Here is an 18,497-nt window from a genome sequence, read left to right as displayed (position 1 = left end):
TACAGACTATGCGATCGTTACCAAATCGTCGGGTGGCGCTAAGCCACCTGCGGAGGTCGGCAGCATAACCTCGGTGATGTGAGTAGTTCCAATGACAACGATCCGGTGCCGGGTAGTTCGGCGTCGCGACAGCGGCCCCGGCGTCCCCGACCCGACCGCGACGACTTCATCGAACAGCACGGAGTCGAACGACAGGCGAGGGTTGAACGAGAGGCGCGGGGCGAACGGCAGGAGAGGCGTCCCGCGCCTAACCCACAGCCCGCAGAGGGAGCCACTGAGGCTACTGACCCGGTCTCGACGGACCATTCTGTCGAGAGCACGGGGAGTGGCGACGCGGGCGAGCCCACGTCGGTCATCGAGGCCGCATCGTCGCCCGCCGACGACAACGACACCGCTGTCATTGAGCGGGTCGACGACGGGCCGCGTGCCTATGGCGACGTCGACGAAGGGGAGAACCATGGCAGCGTGCCTCATGACGAGGACTCTCGGACCACGCGACTCCCGCGCAGTTCGGTGCCCGTCCAGTCGTCCGACGAACCGGTGACCACCGAGCCGTTCGCAGATCCCGACGACGAACGGGACCGTCCGCGCGGCGAGCGACGCACCGCGGAGCACCTGACTCAGGATCCGCTCCCGTACATCGAACCGCAGCCGACGATGCCGATCGACGACCCTGCTGTCGGGACCGAGCCGTTCGACGACGAACCCGACGACGAGCCCGCGGCCGTAGCCGCCGCCGGGCCGGTCACACCGGCCAGGCGAGGCAGCGTCGATCTCGGCCTGCTGATCCTGCGCGTCGCACTCGGTGCCGTGTTCGTGCTGCACGGTCTTCAGAAGCTGACCGGGTGGATGAACGGGCCGGGACCCGACGGCTTCGCCGAGTTCCTCGCCAACGCGTCGAACCCGAGCCTCGGGTTCGACGAGAACGCCACCAAGATCCTGTCGCTTGTCGCAGGTGTCAGTGAGACGGCAGGCGGCGTCCTGCTGATCCTCGGCCTGTTCACGCCCATCGCGGGCGCAGCGGTCCTGTCGAGCATCCTTGTCGCGATGACCTACAAGGCGACTCTCGCCGGAGGCGTGTGGTTCTTCGCGTCCGACGGCAACGGCCAGGGGATCGAGTTCGAGGTGATGCTCGCTGCAGCCGCAGCCGCCGTGATCCTCACCGGTCCTGGTCTCTACGCGGTGGACCGACGGTGGGGTTGGGCGCGCCGCCCGGCCTGGGGCTCCGCTCTCTGGCTGCTCATCGGCATCGGTGTCGCCGTCGCCGTCTGGATCGTGTTCAACGGAGCGAACCCGCTGATCTCGAACTGAACCTCTTGCTGGTCTCGGGGGGTCTGTTGAGACAGCTTTGCTGGTCGAGCGGAGTCGAGACCCTCAGCTGCGTACGGCGCGGGTCTCGACTCCGCTCGACCAACGTGGTGGGAGTGTTGCTCGACCAACGTGCTGAGGCCGGTCTAAGACATGAAAAAGCGGCTGCACCTGGTGGGGTGCAGCCGCTTTTTCTATGCTGCGTCAGTCGACGACGCGGACCGCGCCCTTGTCGGCCGACGAAGCCAGCTTGGCGTAGGCTCGCAGCGCCTTGCTGACGGTGCGCTCGCGATTGCGCGGAGCCCACGGGTGCTCGGAAGCCTCCATCTTGGCGCGACGCTCGGCGAGCGTCTCGTCGTCGACGAGCATCTTGAGCGTGCGTGAGGCGACGTCGATGAGGATCTCGTCACCGTTCTCGACCAGTCCGATGTCGCCGCCTGCGGCGGCCTCGGGGGAGGCGTGACCGATGACGAGGCCCGATGAACCGCCGGAGAAGCGTCCGTCAGTGACGAGGCCGCACTTCTTGCCCATGCCGGTGCCCTTCATGAACGCCGTCGGGTGCAGCATCTCCTGCATGCCCGGTCCGCCTGCTGGGCCTTCGTAACGGATTACCAGGACTTCGCCTGCCTGGAGTTCCTTGGATAGGATGGCGTGGACCGCGTCCTCCTGGCTCTCGACGACACGCGCCGGCCCCTGGAAGTGCCAGAGATCCTCGTCGACGCCCGCCGTCTTCAGGACGGCGCCGTTCTCGGCGAGATTGCCGTGCAGCACGCACAGGCCGCCTTCGACGGTGTACGCATGCTCCAGATCGCGGATGCAGCCGTCCGCCGCGTCGGTGTCCAACGACTCCCACCGATTCGATGTGGAGAACGGCTCGGTGGTGCGGACGCCGCCGGGAGCGGCATGGAAGAGCTCGATCGCCTGATCGGTCGCGGCGCCGCTCCGAATGTCCCAGTCGGAGAGGAAGGCGTCCAGCGACGGAGCGTGCACCGGGTGGACGTTCTTGTTGAGCAGTCCGGCACGGTTCATCTCGCCGAGGATCGCCGGGATGCCGCCTGCGCGGTGGACGTGCTCCATGTAGTACTTCGGCGAGTTCGGGGCGACCTTCGCCAGGCAGGGCACGTTCCGCGAGATTCGGTCGATGTCTGCCAGATCGAACTTGATCTCGCCTTCCTGAGCGGCGGCCAGGATGTGCAGGACGGTGTTCGTCGAACCGCCCATCGCGACGTCGAGGGCCATCGCGTTCTCGAACGCTTCGCGGGTGGCGACGTTGCGCGGCAGGACCGACTCGTCGTCATCGTGGTAGTAGCGCTTGGCGATGTCGACGACCACCTCGCCTGCCCTGGTGAACAGGTCGTGGCGGGCCACCTGGGTGGCCAGGGTCGAGCCGTTGCCGGGCAGCGACAGTCCGAGTGCCTCGGTGAGGCAGTTCATCGAGTTGGCGGTGAACATGCCCGAACACGAGCCGCAGGTGGGGCAGGCGGACTGCTCGACCTTGAGGAGTTCCTCGTCGTTGACGTTGCTGTCGGCGGAAGCGGAGATCGCGTCGATCAGGTCGGTGCCCGGGCGGACGACGCCGTTGATGACGACCGAGGTCCCGGCCTCCATCGGTCCGCCGGAGACGAACACGGTCGGGACGTTCAGACGCATTGCGGCGTTGAGCATTCCGGGCGTGATCTTGTCGCAGTTGGAGATGCAGACGAGGGCGTCGGCAGTGTGCGCGTTGACCATGTACTCGACCGAGTCGGCGATGATCTCGCGGCTCGGCAGCGAGTACAGCATGCCGCCGTGGCCCATCGCGATGCCGTCGTCGACGGCGATCGTGTTGAACTCCTTCGCCACGCCGCCGGAGGCCTCGACGGCCCGGGCGACGATCTCGCCGACGTCCTTGAGGTGCACGTGTCCCGGCACGAACTGGGTGTACGAGTTGGCGATGGCGACGATCGGCTTGCCGAAGTCGTCGTCTGTCATTCCGGTGGCACGCCACAGTGCGCGTGCGCCGGACGCTTCTCGACCGACCGTGGTGGTGCGAGACCGAAGGGCTGGCATGGTGGAACCTCGCTCGAACGTTGTGATTTCCGATCAGGGCAGTGATCGGCTGCTCTGACGAGTTTACGCGCATTGCGGCGACGTGAATCGTCGCAGGGTACAGCGTCCGTGGACCGCTCACTATTCCCCGAACGCGTGCCCGGTCGCTGGCCCCGCCCTCAGATCCCCAGCACGGCTTTCGCGATCGAGAAATAGATCACCAAGCCGGTGGCGTCGCAGAACGTCGAGATGAACGGCGTGGAGAAGACAGCCGGGTCCACCCGGATCGTCTGGGCGATCAACGGCATGATTCCGCCGACGGTGGCGGCGACGGTGCAGACGGACACGATGGTCAAGCCGATCACGGCGCCGATCCCGGTGTCGTAGGCGAGCGTCGCGACGCCGAAGCCTGCGAGGCCGAGAACGGCGCCCATCGTGACGCCGACGCAGGCTTCTTTGCTCGCGACCCGAAAGACGTCGCGCGGGCGGACTTCGTCGGTCGCGAGAGCACGCGTCACCGTGGTCGCCGCCTGCGACCCGGTGTTGCCGCCGATGCCGGTCAGCAACGGGATGAACAGAGCGAGTGCGACCTTCTGCTCGAGTGTTCCCTCGAAGACTTCGAGGACGTTGACGGTGAGGATCGCCGAGATCGCCAGCACGAACAGCCATACGGCGCGGACTCGGGTGATCGAGACGACCGACGATCGCAGGTACGGCGTGCGGAGCACCTCGTGCGCGCCCGCGCGGGCCGCGTCCTCGTCGCGTGCTGCCGCCACTACTTCGGCAGCGTCGTCGAGGGTGAGCATGCCGATGAGGCGGTCCTCGTTGTCGACCACCGGCATCGCCGGAAGACTGAGGTCGACGCAGCGCCTGGCGGCAGACTCCGCGGACGTCGTCGCCTGCGTGAAGATCGGCGTGCGCCGGTACGTCTCGACGGGGACGGCCCGATCGCTGAGGAGCAGATCACGCAGACTCACGACGCCGAGGAGTCGACGCTGATGGTCGACCACCGGGATCGTGTAGATGGTCTCCGCGTCGTGTCCGCGGTCGATGACCCGCGCAAGGCCCTGCTCGACGGTGTCGTCGCCGTACACGTGGACGAACTCCGGGCTCATCCGGCGTCCGACCGAGTGCTTGCCGAATCCCAGTACGACCGAGGTGGCCTCGCGTTCGTCGGCGGACAGGGTTCTGATCAGCCGCTTCGCGACGGTCGCAGGCAGTTCGTCGAGGAGTTCCGCGCGGTCGTCCGGGTCCAGATTGTCGAACGCGTCGATCACCTCGGCGTCGCCGAGCGCCTCGACGAGTCGTGCCTGCGTCGACGACGACATGTCGTCGAACACGTGGACGGCCTCGTCCTTGGGGAGCAGCCGGAACGCGATGGTCCCGCGGCGGGTGTCGAGCCCGTCGAGGACGGACGCCGCCTCTTGCGGCGCCATGGCAGCCAACTCGTGCGCGGCATCGGTGAGGCGGCCGTCGTCGATGAGGAGTTCGATGTCGCGAGTGGTGATGGGCACCGGATCCACCTAGCTCTAGTCTTGCGATGCTCTAGTCTTCCGACTTCGCAGGACGTCAGTCCTCGTCGGATTCGCGCTCGCCGGCGGCGCGCTCTTCGCGGTCGGCCGCGATGCGCGCTTCGCGTTCGGCGGCGAAGGGGTCGGGCAGACGTCCGCCGCTGGCGGCCGAAAGCTGCGGCACGTCGTCGAAGCCCACTGCGGGAAGTCTTATGTCGCGACCGTCGACGGTCACCGCGCGCACCGAACTCCACCGAGGGAAGCGAAGACCCGCGACGTCGTCCCACGACACCGACTGCTCGCCGAACGTTCCGACAGCGACGATGCCGTCCGAGTTGACGTAGGTGTGCAGACGATGGATCCACCACGCGAGGGCGACCGGCACCACGGCCAGGAAGCCGAACCAGAGGGAGCCGCCCATCATGATCACCACGAGAAGGACGGAGACGAGCACCACCGCATAGGCCAGGCGAGAGATTTTGAAGTCGAATACCGAATCGGTCACGAGATCGATTGTCCCATGCATGCTGTCTTCGACCGTCAGAGGTGGATCCTCCCCAGGCGACGAGGCCGATTTGACTCAGTCGGATCAGGGGCCTACTTTGTTCCTCGTGATGGATCAGAAGCTTCTCGTAGTAATCGGTCGGCGCGTCAACGCCTGATCGGTCACTTCGTAGACCCTTCTGAAACATCAACGACGCGCCCCTCGACCAGCACACGCTGTCGAGGGTTTTTTCTTGTCAGGACCCGGTGACCACGGTCGTCGGCCCGGCGGGACGTCAGAATTTTGCTGGCACTAGAGGATGAGGAACGTGCAGTGAGTACTCCAGCAGCACACGGAGCCGGGGGTCGGCCGCAGTCGCCGTCGACCGAGTCCATGCGATCGGGCGACGCGGTAGTCGCACCCGAGCGGGTCACCGGCGCGCAGTCGGTGGTCCGGACCCTCGAAGAACTCGGTGTCGAGACGGTGTTCGGCATTCCCGGTGGCGCCGTCCTCCCCGTCTACGATCCGCTTCTGGACTCGACGAAGGTCCGGCACGTCCTGGTCCGCCACGAGCAGGGTGCAGGCCACGCCGCCACCGGTTACGCGCAGGTCGCGGGCAAGGCCGGTGTCATGATGGCGACGTCCGGTCCGGGCGCGACGAACCTCGTCACGCCGCTCGCCGACGCACAGATGGACTCGGTCCCGGTCGTCGCGATCACCGGCCAGGTCGGTCGCGCGCTGATCGGCACCGACGGTTTCCAGGAAGCCGACATCTCCGGGATCACCATGCCGATCACCAAGCACAACTTCCTGGTGAGCTCGGCAGCCGACATCCCGCGCATCATCGCGGAGGCCTTCTACATCGCCGAGAGCGGCCGCCCCGGCGCCGTCCTCGTCGACATCCCGAAGGACATCCTGCAGGCGCAGACCACGTTCTCCTGGCCGCCGCAGTTCGATCTGCCGGGATACCGTCCCGTCACGCGTCCGCACGGCAAGCAGATCCGGGAAGCGGCCCGCCTCATCCAGCAGGCCAAGCGGCCGGTGCTGTACGTCGGCGGCGGCGTCATCAAGGCCGAGGCGTCGGCCGAACTGCTCGAGCTCGCCGAGCTGACGGGCATCCCCGTCGTCACGACCCTCATGGCGCGCGGCGCGTTCCCCGACAGCCACGACCTGCACATGGGCATGCCGGGCATGCACGGCGCAGTCGGAGCCGTCGGCGCACTTCAGCGCTCGGACCTGCTGATCACGCTCGGCGCCCGTTTCGACGACCGCGTCACCGGCCAGCTGGACTCGTTCGCACCCGATGCGAAGGTGATCCACGCCGACGTCGATCCGGCGGAGATCGGCAAGAACCGTGACGTCGACGTCCCGATCGTCGGTGACGTGCAGGCGGTCATCGCCGAACTCGTCGATGCGCTGCGCGCTGAGCACGCGACCGGTGGGTCGAAGCCCGATCTGACCGAGTGGTGGACGTACCTTGGCGGTCTGCGTTCGACGTACCCGCTGAGCTACGACGGTCAGTCCGACGGCTCGCTCTCGCCGGAGTTCGTCATCGAGGAACTCGGCAAGGCTGCCGGCCCGGACGCGGTCTACGTCGCGGGCGTCGGCCAGCACCAGATGTGGGCTGCTCAGTTCATCAAGTACGAGAAGCCGCGTACGTGGCTCAACTCGGGCGGTCTCGGCACCATGGGCTACTCGATCCCGGCCGCGATGGGCGCGAAGGCCGCTTCGCCCGACACCGAGGTCTGGGCGATCGACGGCGACGGCTGCTTCCAGATGACCAACCAGGAGTTGGCGACCTGCGCGATCGAGGGCATCCCGATCAAGGTCGCGCTGATCAACAACGGCAACCTCGGCATGGTCCGCCAGTGGCAGACCCTGTTCTACGAGAAGCGCTACTCCAACACCGACCTCTCGACGCACTCCCGGATGATCCCGGACTTCGTCAAGCTCGGTGAGGCCCTCGGCTGCGTGGCGATCCGTGTGGAGCGTGAGGAAGACGTCGCCCCGGCGATCGCTAAGGCTCGCGAGATCAACGACCGTCCGGTCCTCATCGACTTCATCGTCGGCAAGGACGCACAGGTCTGGCCGATGGTCGCGGCAGGGACCGGCAACGACCAGATCATGGCTGCGCGTGACATCCGTCCGCTGTTCGACGATGACGAGGCGGCATCCGACCCGGTCGACATCCACGACGCGATGGACCGGGAACAGGCCTCTACCGAAGGAAAGGATTCGCTGTGAGCACCACCCACACGCTGAGCGTTCTGGTCGAGGATCGGCCGGGTGTGCTCGCCCGCGTCTCCGGACTGTTCTCGCGCCGCGGCTTCAACATCGAGTCGTTGGCGGTCGGCGCCACCGAACTCAAAGGGATCTCGCGCATGACCATCATGGTCACCGTCGAAGACTTCCCCCTCGAACAGGTGACGAAGCAACTCAACAAGTTGATCAACGTCATCAAGATCGTCGAGCAGGAACCGACGAACTCGGTGTCCCGCGAACTCATGATGATCAAGGTCCGCAGCGATGCGGCCAACCGAAGCGAGATCATCGACGTGGTCAATCTGTTCCGCGCCAAAGTGATCGACGTGTCGCCGGAATCGGTGACGATCGAGGCGACCGGCACGTCCGAGAAGCTCGAAGCGTTGCTGCGGATGCTGGACTCATACGGGATCCGGGAAATCGCCCAATCCGGCGGAGTGACTCTCGGCCGTGGACCCAAGAGCATGTCGGCCAACCGCTAACGGGACAATGGACGACTAGTCGTGCCGGACCGTGACAAGCACAACACCTAAACACCATTCGAAGGGAATTGCTGTGGCAATCGAACTTTTCTACGACGCAGACGCCGATCTGTCGATCATCCAGGGCCGCAAGGTCGCCGTCATCGGTTACGGCAGCCAGGGCCACGCCCACTCGCTGTCGCTGCGCGACTCGGGCGTCGACGTCGCCATCGGCCTGCGTGAGGGCTCGGCGTCGCGCGCCAAGGCCGAGGAGCAGGGCCTCAAGGTCATGACCGCTGCGGAGGCTTCTGCGTGGGCCGACGTCATCATGGTCCTCGCTCCGGACACCAGCCAGGCCAAGATCTTCACCGAGGACATCGAGCCGAACCTCAAGGACGGCGACGCGCTGTTCTTCGGCCACGGCCTCAACATCCACTTCGACCTGATCAAGCCGGCGGCGAACGTCACCGTCGCGATGGTCGCGCCGAAGGGCCCGGGCCACCTGGTCCGTCGTCAGTTTGTCGACGGCAAGGGCGTGCCCTGCCTGATCGCCGTGGAGCAGGACCCGAAGGGCGAGGGCCAGGCCCTGGCTCTCAGCTACGCGAGCGGCATCGGCGGCGGCCGCGCAGGCATCATCAAGACCACCTTCAAGGAAGAGACCGAGACCGACCTGTTCGGTGAGCAGGCCGTGCTCTGCGGTGGTACCGAGGAACTGGTCAAGACCGGTTTCGAGGTCATGGTCGAGGCCGGCTACGCACCGGAGATGGCCTACTTCGAGGTTCTGCACGAGCTCAAGCTCATCGTCGACCTCATGTACGAGGGCGGCATCGCTCGCATGAACTACTCGGTGTCGGACACCGCTGAGTTCGGTGGCTACCTGTCGGGCCCGCGCGTCATCGACGCGGGTACCAAGGAGCGCATGAAGGGGATCCTCACCGACATCCAGTCCGGCGAGTTCACCCGTCGCCTGGTGGCGAACGTCGAGAACGGCAACACCGAGCTCGAGGGCCTGCGCAAGGCGAACGCCGAGCACCCGATCGAGGTCACCGGCAAGAAGCTGCGCGACCTGATGAGCTGGGTCGACCGCCCCATCACCGAGACCGCATAAGGTCCGTCTGCGCTCAGAGTCCGTCTGACTCGTCAGGCCCCGTCCTCCTTCACCGAGGACGGGGCCTGACGCGTTCGCGGCAGTCTTCGCAGGGGCGACTGGCCGGACGACGGGGCCATCGACCACCGTGACAATGGGGCATGGCATGGTTAGCCTGCAGGCCGTACAGACCTCGACAGGAGACATGATGCCCGGAGTCCACCACACCGTCAGGACGCGTGTTCCGCGCGACGAGGTGTTCGCGTACGTCGACGATCCGGTCACGGTGCCGGACTGGATGTTCGGGGTCACCGAGTTCGAGCCGACGACGGACCAGGGGCGGGGACTGGGTGCGGTGTACGACGCCGTCATGAAGATCGGGCCGAAGTCGCTCGCGTCGACACTGGAGGTCACCTCGTGGACCGAGGATGAGGAACTGATTCTGACGTCGGTTGCCGGATTCGGGGTCGTAACGAGTTGGCGATTCTCCGATGCGGACGACGGCTCCACTGTCGTCGACGTCCACTTCGACTACCGACTCCCGGGCGGTCTGGCGGGCCGAGTACTCGGGTCGATCATCGAACCCGTCGTCGGACAAGGGGTTCGACAGACCGAGGAAGCGCTCCTGCGAGCCCTGGAATGACGGTCCGGGAGGCGATCCGCTCCGTTACCATGCGGTGACCGAGTCCCGATTGCCCGAGTTCCGACTGAGAGAAGCGCCGATGACCGAAGTCCGCCACCACGCCGCCGTCAAGGGGTCGCGTGCAGCCGCGTTCGCCTATGTCAACGACTACCGGAACGTGCCGGAGTACATGTTCGGCGTGAGTGAGTTCCGCCCGGTCACCGAACAGACCAGCGGTCTCGGTTCGCAGTTCGTGACCGTGCTGAAAGTCGGCCCGAAGACACTCGAGTCCACCGTCGAGTGCACCCAGTGGGTCGAGAACGAATTGATCAAGATGGAGTCGATCAAGGGTTTCGGCGCGGACACCGAATGGCGTTTCACCGACGGCGACGAACCCGGTGTCGTCGAGATCGACGCGGTGTTCGGCTACACGCTCCCCGGCGGTGTCGGTGGACGAGTGCTCGGCGGCCTCCTCAGTCAGTTCGTGACGCCGGCCGTGAAGCACTCCGAGTCGGTGATCCGCAAGCACCTCGTCGCCGAGGGCTGACCCCGCTGCTGGTCGAGCGGAGTTCTTTTCCGCCGGTCGAGCGGAGTCGAGACCACCCCGGAACGAGAACGGCGGTCCACTCCCAAAGGAGTGGACCGCCGATTCTTCTCGTGCGGTGCGGAGAACCCTTACACCGGCTTGAACGCTCCGTAGCCTTGGCGGGCGAGACGCTTCATGATCGCCTTGCTGCTCGTGCCGGTCTCCGGTCCGATGCAGGACAGGAAGTAGTACGCGTTCACCATGCCGACCAGACGGTCGCCGACGACGACGGGGCTGCCCGAGTCGCCTTCGACGACACACATCTGACTGATGTGACGGTCGCCGATGGCCGTCCAGTTGACGCCGCAGGTCTTACCCGTGGTGCGACCGGTCTTGCACAGGACGGTCGGGAATTGCGGTGCGCGCGTGTCGATCTTGCGGATCGTCACACCGTTGACGGACCGCACGGGGCGGACCTTGCTCGCGTCCAGCTTGATGACCGCGATATCGATGTCCGAGGCGCTGTAGGCGAAGGTTCCGATCTGGCCGCGCTGCTGGTAGCGCTCGGAGAGCACGCGCTGGCCCGGCTTGCCGCAGTGGCCTGCCGTGACTGCGATCAGCTCGCCCTTGTGCTTGCCTGCGGTCGGACGACCGACGGTGGTGACAGTGCACGCCGAAGCGGTGTTGCCTCCCTTGAGGACCAGGATTCCCGAGCCCCCGCCAAGCGGGACCTGACCTGCAGCATCGGCGTCACCGACGCCGACGCCGATAAGCGACGCCATCGCAGCCGCCATGACTGCGATGAGAATCGTCAGCTTCTTCATATTCACTCCACTCGCGTGTTGTCTTCGGGTCCGCGCCGTGACGCAGACCTCCCCACCTTAGTGCGCGATCATGGGTGACCCCAGTCTTGAGCGCGATCGTGCGTACGTCGTGACTCAATCGATACGACGCTCGCAATGTACCGCCCTCGGGTGTCGGACGCCACATAGGCAGGTGGGCCGATGGGTGCGATGTGTCTGAAGGCTCTAGAATCTGGCGTGTGAATCGTCGTCCGGCGCAGTCTGGCGGCGTCCGTCCCCGAGAGTTCTGGAGAAACCTGTGACCGATGCTGGCCGCCCAGTCGTCCTGATCGCCGATAAGCTCGCGCCTTCGACCGTGGAAGCACTCGGCGGCGACGTCGAGGTCCGCTGGGTCGACGGCCCGGACCGCCCGAAGCTCCTCGAAGCCGTCGTCGACGCCGACGCCATCCTCGTGCGGTCGGCGACCACCGTCGACGCCGAGGTCCTCGACGCAGGCAAGAAGCTCAAGATCATCGCCCGCGCGGGCGTCGGACTCGACAACGTCGACGTCCCGGCCGCCACCGAACGCGGCGTCATGGTCGTCAACGCTCCGACGTCCAACATCCACTCGGCGGCCGAGCACGCCATCGCACTGCTCATGTCGACCGCCCGCCAGGTCCCGGCCGCCGATGCGACGCTGCGCGAGCACACCTGGAAGCGTTCGTCGTTCTCCGGTGTCGAGATCTTCGACAAGACGGTCGGTGTGGTCGGCCTGGGTCGTATCGGGCAGCTCGTCGCTGCCCGTCTGGCCGCCTTCGAAGCCAAGATCGTCGCGTACGACCCCTACGTCTCGGCAGCCCGCGCAGCACAGCTCGGCATCGAGCTGCTGCCGCTCGACGAGCTCCTCGAGCGCGCCGACCTCATCACCATCCACCTGCCCAAGACGAAGGAGACCGCGGGTCTCATCGGCGAGGAGCAGCTCAAGCTCGTCAAGAAGGACGCGATCATCGTCAACGCCGCGCGCGGCGGCCTGATCGACGAGGCCGCGCTCGCTGCGGCGATCACCGAGGGCCGTCTCCGCGGCGCAGGCATGGACGTCTTCGACTCCGAGCCGTGCACCGATTCGCCGCTGTTCGAGCTCCCGCAGGTCGTCGTCACGCCGCACCTCGGCGCGTCGACCGCGGAGGCACAGGACCGCGCGGGCACCGACGTCGCCAAGAGCGTCAAGCTGGCCCTCGCCGGACACTTCGTGCCCGACGCGGTGAACATCACCGGCGGGCCCGTCGACGACGAGGTCGCGCCGTGGCTCGAGCTGTCCCGCAAGCTCGGCGTCCTCGCGGGCGTCGTCGCAGGCGGCATGCCGACCAGCCTGACCGTCGAGGTCCGCGGCGAGTTGGCGTCCAGCCCGGTAGACGTGCTCGGCCTCTCGGCCGTCCGCGGCCTGTTCTCGGCGGTCGTCGACGAGCCGGTCACCTTCGTCAACGCTCCCGCCGTCGCGTCCGAGCGCGGCGTGGCTCACGAGGTCGTCACCGAGTCGGAGAGCCCCAACCACCGCAGCCAGGTGGACGTGAAGGCCGTGTTCGGCGACGGCAGCGTCGTCAACGTCGCGGGTACGCTGACCGGGCCGCGTCTGGTCGAGAAGATCGTCAACGTCAACGGCCGGAACCTCGACTTGCGCGCCGAGGGGCGCAACCTCCTCATCAGCTACGCCGACCAGCCGGGCACCCTCGGTCGGATCGGTTCGCTGCTCGGCGACGCAGGCATCGACATCGAGGCCGCAGCGCTCGCGCAGGACGCCGACGGCGACGGCGCCACGATGCTGTTGCGCGTCGACCGCGAGGTCGGCGACGACGTGCTCGCGTCCATCGGTGACGCCGTCTCGGCGACCCTGATCAAGCAGGTGGATCTGGGATGACCGACTCCTCACTGCGCTCAGACGGGATCAAGCTCGCCGTCATCGGCGGTGACGGGATCGGTCCCGAGGTCACTGCCGAGGCACTGAAAGTGCTGCGCAAGCTGTACCCGAACGTCGAGACCACCGAGTACGACTTCGGAGCCCGGCGCTACCACGCGACCGGCGAACTCCTCACCGACGGAGATCTCCAGTCGCTGCGCGAGCACGACGCGATCCTGCTCGGCGCGATCGGCGATCCGTCCGTGCCGTCGGGCGTTCTCGAACGGGGCTTCCTCCTGAAGCTGCGGTTCGCGCTCGACCACCACGTGAATCTGCGTCCGTCGATCCTGTTCGACGGTGTCGCATCGCCGTTGGCCGGCGATCCGCGGATCGACTTCGTCGTCGTCCGGGAGGGCACCGAGGGGCCGTACACGGGCAACGGCGGGTCTATCCGTGTCGGCACGCCGAACGAGGTGGCCACCGAGGTCAGCGTCAACACCCGGTTCGGCATCGAACGCGTCGTCCGTGACGCCTTCGCACGGGCGCAGTCGCGCAGCAAGAAGCTGACTCTGGTCCACAAGACCAACGTCCTCACGTTCGCGGGCTCGATGTGGGCTCGGACCGTGGACGAGGTCGGCAAGGAGTTCCCCGAGGTCGCGACCGATTACCTGCACATCGACGCGGCCACCATCTTCATGGTCACCGATCCGGCTCGCTTCGACGTGATCGTCACCGACAACCTGTTCGGCGACATCATCACCGATCTGGCGGCAGCCGTGTCCGGCGGCATCGGCCTTGCGGCGTCGGGCAACATCGACGCCACCCGTGCCAACCCGTCGATGTTCGAGCCGGTGCACGGCAGTGCACCCGACATCGCGGGGAAGGGTCTCGCCGACCCGACGGCCGCGATTCTGTCGGTCGCCCTGTTGCTGCGTCACCTCGGCGATGACGCGGGCGCTGCTCGCGTCGAGGCCGCGGTGGCCGCCGACGTCGCTTCGCGCGGTGAGTCGCGCGGTTCGACGTCCGAGGTCGGCGACCGCATCCTGGCGGCAGTCTGACCCCATCGGGCAGGCCACCACGGCCCCCTTGAGTCACGACAGAGAACGGCTCGCACCTCGACGAGGTGCGAGCCGTTCTCTGTGTGCGGCGGCGCTCATCGCCGCCGGTGTCACTCGCGGTCGTCCCGACTGACGCCGGAAGCGGGGATCGGAGACTCGCGGAGCGGCGGATCCTTCGGTACCAGTCCCATCGCGATCAGCGGGGCGATCGCGGCGATCCCGAACGCCGCGGGATAGCCGCTCGCATCGATGAGCCGGCCGAACACGGCAGTGCCCGCCGCCGTGGCGACGTACTGCGCAGTGTTCTGCACACCGAGGCTACGACCACTCCACGACGGTCCGGCGAACTCGGCGATCGCCGTGAACGCCAACCCGTTGTCGGCGACGGCGCTCACCGTCGCGATCACCATGACGACGACGGCGAACGGGCTGCCGATCGCGTCGGTGAGCGCCAGCGCCGCCGCGGAGACGCCCGCGGCCGCCGCGATCACGCGGATCGGCTTCATCCGGGACCCGACGACGTCGGACGCACGGCCCGCGACGATACGTCCGATCGCACCGATGACCTGGGTGACGGTGACTAGGACTCCTGCCGCCAACGGAGACCAGCGGTGGCCGACGATCAACCAGGCGGGCACGAACGTCCACAGCAGCGACTGTGGGATCACCAGGAGGACGCTTACCGCGTGGACTCGCTGCAGGAAGCTGGCTCCGCGATAGGGATTGGCGGTGCGGGCCGAGTCGGTCACCACGGGCAGGGGAGGGTCGACGATGGCGACCGCCACCGCGATCAGTCCGACGAGGGTGACGACGACCGGCACCGTGAAGGCCGCGGCCAGCCCCCAAGCATGCGCGAGCACCGGCATGGTCAGCGCACAGACTCCGATCCCGAGCGGTTGCGCCATCTGTCGCACGCCCATCGCGGTGCCGCGTTGATTCGCCGGGAACCGGCCGACGACGATGCGGCCGCTCGCGCCGTTCGCGGCGCCGGAGCCGAGTCCGCCGATCAGAAGGGGCACGGCGAGCGCGACGACCCCGCCTCCGGTGGAGGCCACGACGAGCGCGGCCACCGTTCCGGCCGCCGTCACCAGCAGCGACACCAGCAGGACGCGGCGCTCGCCGAAGCGGTCGAGGGCTGCGCCCCACGCGATGATCGTCACCGTGAGGCCGATGGTCGGGATCGCGGCGAGAACGGATGCGTCCGACAGTGACATTCCTCGGCTGTGGAGTTCGGGGATGACGTACGCGACGCCCGACGTGGCGCAGGTCGTCGTCATGGCCGCGACGAGCGAGCTCACCAGCATCGCCCATCGGCGGTTGGTCGACACGGTTCCTGGCCGGTGGGGTCCGGGCATCGAACACCTCCCTTAGTTCCAAATTGTGAGATTACTGTTTCACAGTGTAGAACACGATCGGCAGTGCGATAGTCTTCGGGATATGAAACTCGGTCGAGTCGCAAGTCCGGACGGCGTCGCATTCGTCGCCGTCGAAGGCCCCGAAGGGCAGGAGACGGCCCGGGAGATCGCGGAGCATCCGTTCGGTGATCCGACGTTCACCGGACGTGAATGGAAGCTCGCGGACACCCGTGTCCTCGCCCCGATCCTGGCGACCAAGATCATCGCCATCGGCAAGAACTATGCAGCTCACGCCGCTGAGATGGGCGGCGAGGCTCCCGCCGACCCGGTGATCTTCGCCAAGCCCAATACGTCGATCATCGGTCCGGGCGTGCCGATCGTCCGTCCGCCGTCGTCGGAGCGCGTCGACTACGAGGGCGAACTCGCCGTCGTGATCGGCCGGCCCTGCAAGGACGTGCCTGCGGCGAAGGCCAAGGACGTCATCCTCGGATACACCGTCGCCAACGACGTCACCGCGCGCGACCAGCAGGCGCACGACGGCCAATGGACGCGTGCCAAGGGCTACGACACGTTCTGCCCGCTCGGTCCGTGGATCGTCACCGACTTCGACCCGTCCGACGTCGCCGTCCGCACGGAGCTGGACGGCGTCACGAAGCAGTCGAGCCGCACCTCACTGATGTTGCACTCCGTCGGCGACATCATCGAATGGGTCTCGCGCGTCATGACCCTGTTGCCGGGTGACGTGATCCTGACCGGCACCCCGGAGGGCGTCGGCCCGATGGTCGCCGGACAGTCGGTGTCGGTCTCAGTGGAAGGCATCGGGGCGCTCGTCAACCCCGTGATCGACAAGTGAGCCGCCCGGGGCGCGTCGCGCCGACCGTCGTTCGGAACGGCGACGTCAGTCTCTCGTGTACCGAGGTCGGCACGGGTCCGCTCGTCGTCATGGTGATGGGCACCGGGAGTCCGGGGCGCGTCTGGCACGCGCACCAGCAGCCGGCACTCGTGAAGGCAGGCTATCGAGTGGTCACCTTCGACAACCGAGGCATCGCACCGTCGAGCGAATGCGGTGAGGGCTTCACCCTCGCCGACATGGTGGCGGACACCGCTGCGGTGATCGAGCACTTCGGCGGTCCTGCCGTGGTGATCGGGACCTCGATGGGGGCTCGCATCGCGCAGGAACTGACGCTGAGCCGCCCGGAACTCGTCCGCGCCGCCGTCATGCTCGGCACGTACGCACGCCCGACACCGTTGATCACCGCGTACAACGAGGGGGAGAAGGCCGTGGTCGACGCCGGTCGCACACTGCCCGACGACTTCTACGCCGCCATCAGTGCCCACATGAACCTGTCGCCTGCGACGCTCGCCGACGACCGGTCGGCGCGCGACTGGCTCGACATCATCGGGTTCGGCGGACAGTCGCACACGCCGGGTCTGCGGGCGCAGCTCGACCTTCCGGAGAGGGATCAGAACCGGCTGGCCGCGTATCGAGGCATCACTCGTCGGTGCCTCGTCGTCGGATTCGCCGACGACCGGACGCTTCCGGTGTTCTTGGCTCGCGAAGTCGCCGACGCGATCCCCGATGCGCGGTACGAAGAGATCGCCGACGCGGGCCACTTCGGATATCTGGAGCGCCCAGAAGCCGTCAACTCGTTGTTGATCGAGTTCCTGACGACCGTCTAGTCCTGCTGCCGCACGGCGGAAGTCAGTCTCGGGCACGCACGGCGGAGGTCAGTCTCGGGCACGCACGGCGGAGGTCAGTCTCGGGCACGCACGGCGACGACTGCGAGCAGCGCTGCTGCCGTGGCGGCGTCGGAGAGGGTGATGACGAGGGGTCGTCCGTCGACTCGAGTGATCAAGACGGCTGGTCCGGAGCGCAGCACGATCCCCGTTCGGCCTCGTGCCAAGCGGATTCCGTAGCCGCCGAAGTCGCCGATCGCACGGATGTCGATGACCGATACGTCCTCGATGTCGTCCGCCGGAACGTGCCAGCGGGGGATGCCCGCGATCGAGCGGAGCGTCAGTCCGGACGAGTCGATGCGGACGTGGAAACCCACGATGGTCGCGACCGCGGCGGCGGCGACCACGATGATGACGACTGCGGCCCAGAAGGCGCTCGCCGCACCGCCGTTCGTCCAGGTGACCAGTGCGACGACCACGGCGAAGCCGAGTAGGAGGCCGGTCAGCACAAGGATCGCGCGGGACGCTGTCTCGGTGTGCAGCCACACGGCACGGTGGCCGGGCGCCAGGCCCATGGGCTCTGCGGGGCTACCGGGGTCCGCCGGCGGGTCGGACGGCTGGACGTACCAGCCGATCGCACCGACGACGGCCGCCGCGATCGCCGCGGCTCCGATCAGCGACACCGGCGACGAGGTGTCGCCGTCGGTCTGGGAGGCGAGGGCGCCCGCGAAGACCACTGCCAGCGCCGTCGCCAATGCAGCGGACGCCGTCGACAACCAGCGGAACGTCCCGCCGGTGGCGCCGTCGCGTAGGACTCGATAATTGACGGCGGAAATGCCGACGGCGATGAGCCCGGACACGATCGCGGCCACGACCATCACCCACGGCGAACCCCATCGATCGGCGTCGCCGGAGGCGTTCCAGTGCACGGCGACCTCGTCGGGTAGGTCGGACATCGACATGATCTGCACGACTACCGCGATCAGTGTCACCAGCGTGGGCGTGACGAATCCGACGGCGACGTAGGCGAGTCGGCGCCTGGTGGTGTTGTCAGTCGAGTGCACGGGTTGCCTCCTTGACGAGGGCGGACAGAGTCTCTGGACTCAGGCCCGCGGAGATGGCTTTGGCTGCGAGGGCGGTGATGTCGTCGTGGACGGCCGACAGAGTGTCGGCGGCGGCCGTGAGTACGGCGCCACGTCCACGGCGGAGTTCGACGAGGCCTTCGTCGCGCAACTGTTGGTAGGCGTGCAGGACGGTGTGGACGTTCACCTCGAGCGCGGACGCGAGATCCCGGGCGGACGGCAGGCGGTCGCCTGCCCCCGAACGCCCGGCGGCCACGTCCGAACGGACGCTGTCGGCGATCTGGGTGAAGATCGGCGCGTCGCTGGTGGGATCGATGTCGACAAGCACGAAAGTATTCTAGTTCAACTAGAACAATCGAG

The 18,497-nt window shown here is 67.1% G+C and carries 17 protein-coding genes; 10 read left to right on the top strand and 7 right to left on the bottom strand.

Annotated features, from left to right (window positions below; all coding sequences use genetic code 11):
* Window positions 1-78 precede the first annotated feature (78 nt).
* Window positions 79-1,311: a DoxX family membrane protein gene (locus tag L5G32_RS19405; RefSeq protein ID WP_237011677.1), complete on the top strand. Its 1,233-nt coding sequence runs from the start codon at window positions 79-81 to the stop codon at window positions 1,309-1,311.
* Between the two features lie 201 nt (window positions 1,312-1,512).
* Here the strand turns inward: L5G32_RS19405 and ilvD are convergent, their stop codons facing one another.
* From ilvD to L5G32_RS13980, 3 genes are all read right to left on the bottom strand, one after another.
* Window positions 1,513-3,357, bottom strand: a complete 1,845-nt coding sequence (gene ilvD, locus L5G32_RS13990; protein ID WP_237011676.1) for a dihydroxy-acid dehydratase — start codon at window positions 3,355-3,357, stop codon at window positions 1,513-1,515.
* A 158-nt stretch (window positions 3,358-3,515) separates the two neighbouring features.
* On the bottom strand, window positions 3,516-4,850 hold the full coding sequence (mgtE, locus tag L5G32_RS13985; protein WP_237011675.1) for a magnesium transporter: 1,335 nt from the start codon (window positions 4,848-4,850) through the stop codon (window positions 3,516-3,518).
* A 55-nt stretch (window positions 4,851-4,905) separates the two neighbouring features.
* Window positions 4,906-5,352, bottom strand: coding sequence for a PH domain-containing protein (locus L5G32_RS13980; protein WP_237011674.1), 447 nt, complete (start codon window positions 5,350-5,352; stop codon window positions 4,906-4,908).
* Between the two features lie 312 nt (window positions 5,353-5,664).
* Here L5G32_RS13980 and L5G32_RS13975 point away from each other — a divergent pair, with 312 nt between their 5' ends.
* From L5G32_RS13975 to L5G32_RS13955, 5 genes are all read left to right on the top strand, one after another.
* Window positions 5,665-7,575, top strand: coding sequence for an acetolactate synthase large subunit (locus L5G32_RS13975; protein WP_308192045.1), 1,911 nt, complete (start codon window positions 5,665-5,667; stop codon window positions 7,573-7,575).
* Window positions 7,572-8,075 (top strand): acetolactate synthase small subunit, encoded by a 504-nt coding sequence (gene ilvN, locus L5G32_RS13970; RefSeq protein ID WP_237011673.1) that lies wholly within the window; start codon window positions 7,572-7,574, stop codon window positions 8,073-8,075. The genes L5G32_RS13975 and ilvN overlap by 4 nt, the downstream gene beginning before the upstream one ends.
* Window positions 8,076-8,148: 73 nt before the next feature.
* The gene (gene ilvC, locus L5G32_RS13965) at window positions 8,149-9,162 is read left to right on the top strand and encodes a ketol-acid reductoisomerase (RefSeq protein WP_237011672.1); all 1,014 of its coding nucleotides are present in this window, start codon (window positions 8,149-8,151) and stop codon (window positions 9,160-9,162) included.
* 145 nt (window positions 9,163-9,307) lie between these two features.
* Window positions 9,308-9,784, top strand: a complete 477-nt coding sequence (locus tag L5G32_RS13960; RefSeq protein ID WP_372491699.1) for an SRPBCC family protein — start codon at window positions 9,308-9,310, stop codon at window positions 9,782-9,784.
* Window positions 9,785-9,863: 79 nt separating this feature from the next.
* A complete protein-coding gene (locus L5G32_RS13955; RefSeq protein WP_237011671.1) occupies window positions 9,864-10,310 on the top strand; it encodes an SRPBCC family protein in 447 nt (148 codons plus the stop codon).
* Window positions 10,311-10,438: 128 nt separating this feature from the next.
* On the opposite strand, the gene L5G32_RS13950 is transcribed toward L5G32_RS13955, so the two are convergent.
* On the bottom strand, window positions 10,439-11,113 hold the full coding sequence (locus tag L5G32_RS13950; RefSeq protein ID WP_237011670.1) for a trypsin-like serine protease: 675 nt from the start codon (window positions 11,111-11,113) through the stop codon (window positions 10,439-10,441).
* Between the two features lie 277 nt (window positions 11,114-11,390).
* On the opposite strand from L5G32_RS13950, the gene serA reads away from it, so the two are divergent.
* A complete protein-coding gene (gene serA / locus L5G32_RS13945; RefSeq protein WP_237011669.1) occupies window positions 11,391-12,986 on the top strand; it encodes a phosphoglycerate dehydrogenase in 1,596 nt (531 codons plus the stop codon).
* A gap of 26 nt (window positions 12,987-13,012) precedes the next feature.
* Window positions 13,013-14,023: a 3-isopropylmalate dehydrogenase gene (locus L5G32_RS13940; RefSeq protein ID WP_237011843.1), complete on the top strand. Its 1,011-nt coding sequence runs from the start codon at window positions 13,013-13,015 to the stop codon at window positions 14,021-14,023.
* Window positions 14,024-14,133: 110 nt separating this feature from the next.
* On the opposite strand, the gene L5G32_RS13935 is transcribed toward L5G32_RS13940, so the two are convergent.
* Window positions 14,134-15,378, bottom strand: a complete 1,245-nt coding sequence (locus L5G32_RS13935; RefSeq protein WP_237011668.1) for an MFS transporter — start codon at window positions 15,376-15,378, stop codon at window positions 14,134-14,136.
* Between the two features lie 82 nt (window positions 15,379-15,460).
* Here L5G32_RS13935 and L5G32_RS13930 point away from each other — a divergent pair, with 82 nt between their 5' ends.
* Together L5G32_RS13930 and L5G32_RS13925 are read left to right on the top strand one after the other, a co-directional pair.
* Window positions 15,461-16,231, top strand: coding sequence for a fumarylacetoacetate hydrolase family protein (locus tag L5G32_RS13930; RefSeq protein WP_237011667.1), 771 nt, complete (start codon window positions 15,461-15,463; stop codon window positions 16,229-16,231).
* The gene (locus L5G32_RS13925; RefSeq protein WP_237011666.1) at window positions 16,228-17,058 is read left to right on the top strand and encodes an alpha/beta fold hydrolase; all 831 of its coding nucleotides are present in this window, start codon (window positions 16,228-16,230) and stop codon (window positions 17,056-17,058) included. The genes L5G32_RS13930 and L5G32_RS13925 overlap by 4 nt, the downstream gene beginning before the upstream one ends.
* A 74-nt stretch (window positions 17,059-17,132) precedes the next feature.
* Here the strand turns inward: L5G32_RS13925 and L5G32_RS13920 are convergent, their stop codons facing one another.
* Together L5G32_RS13920 and L5G32_RS13915 are read right to left on the bottom strand one after the other, a co-directional pair.
* Window positions 17,133-18,119 (bottom strand): DUF1648 domain-containing protein, encoded by a 987-nt coding sequence (locus tag L5G32_RS13920; RefSeq protein WP_237011665.1) that lies wholly within the window; start codon window positions 18,117-18,119, stop codon window positions 17,133-17,135.
* Window positions 18,106-18,465 (bottom strand): GntR family transcriptional regulator, encoded by a 360-nt coding sequence (locus L5G32_RS13915; protein WP_237011664.1) that lies wholly within the window; start codon window positions 18,463-18,465, stop codon window positions 18,106-18,108. The genes L5G32_RS13920 and L5G32_RS13915 overlap by 14 nt, the downstream gene beginning before the upstream one ends.
* Window positions 18,466-18,497: the final 32 nt, after the last annotated feature.

The organism is Gordonia zhenghanii, from assembly GCF_021738965.1.
GTDB lineage: Bacteria > Actinomycetota > Actinomycetes > Mycobacteriales > Mycobacteriaceae > Gordonia > Gordonia zhenghanii.
The sequence above is the reverse complement of the archived record's forward strand: the minus strand, read 5'-3'. Positions and strand labels throughout refer to the sequence as shown.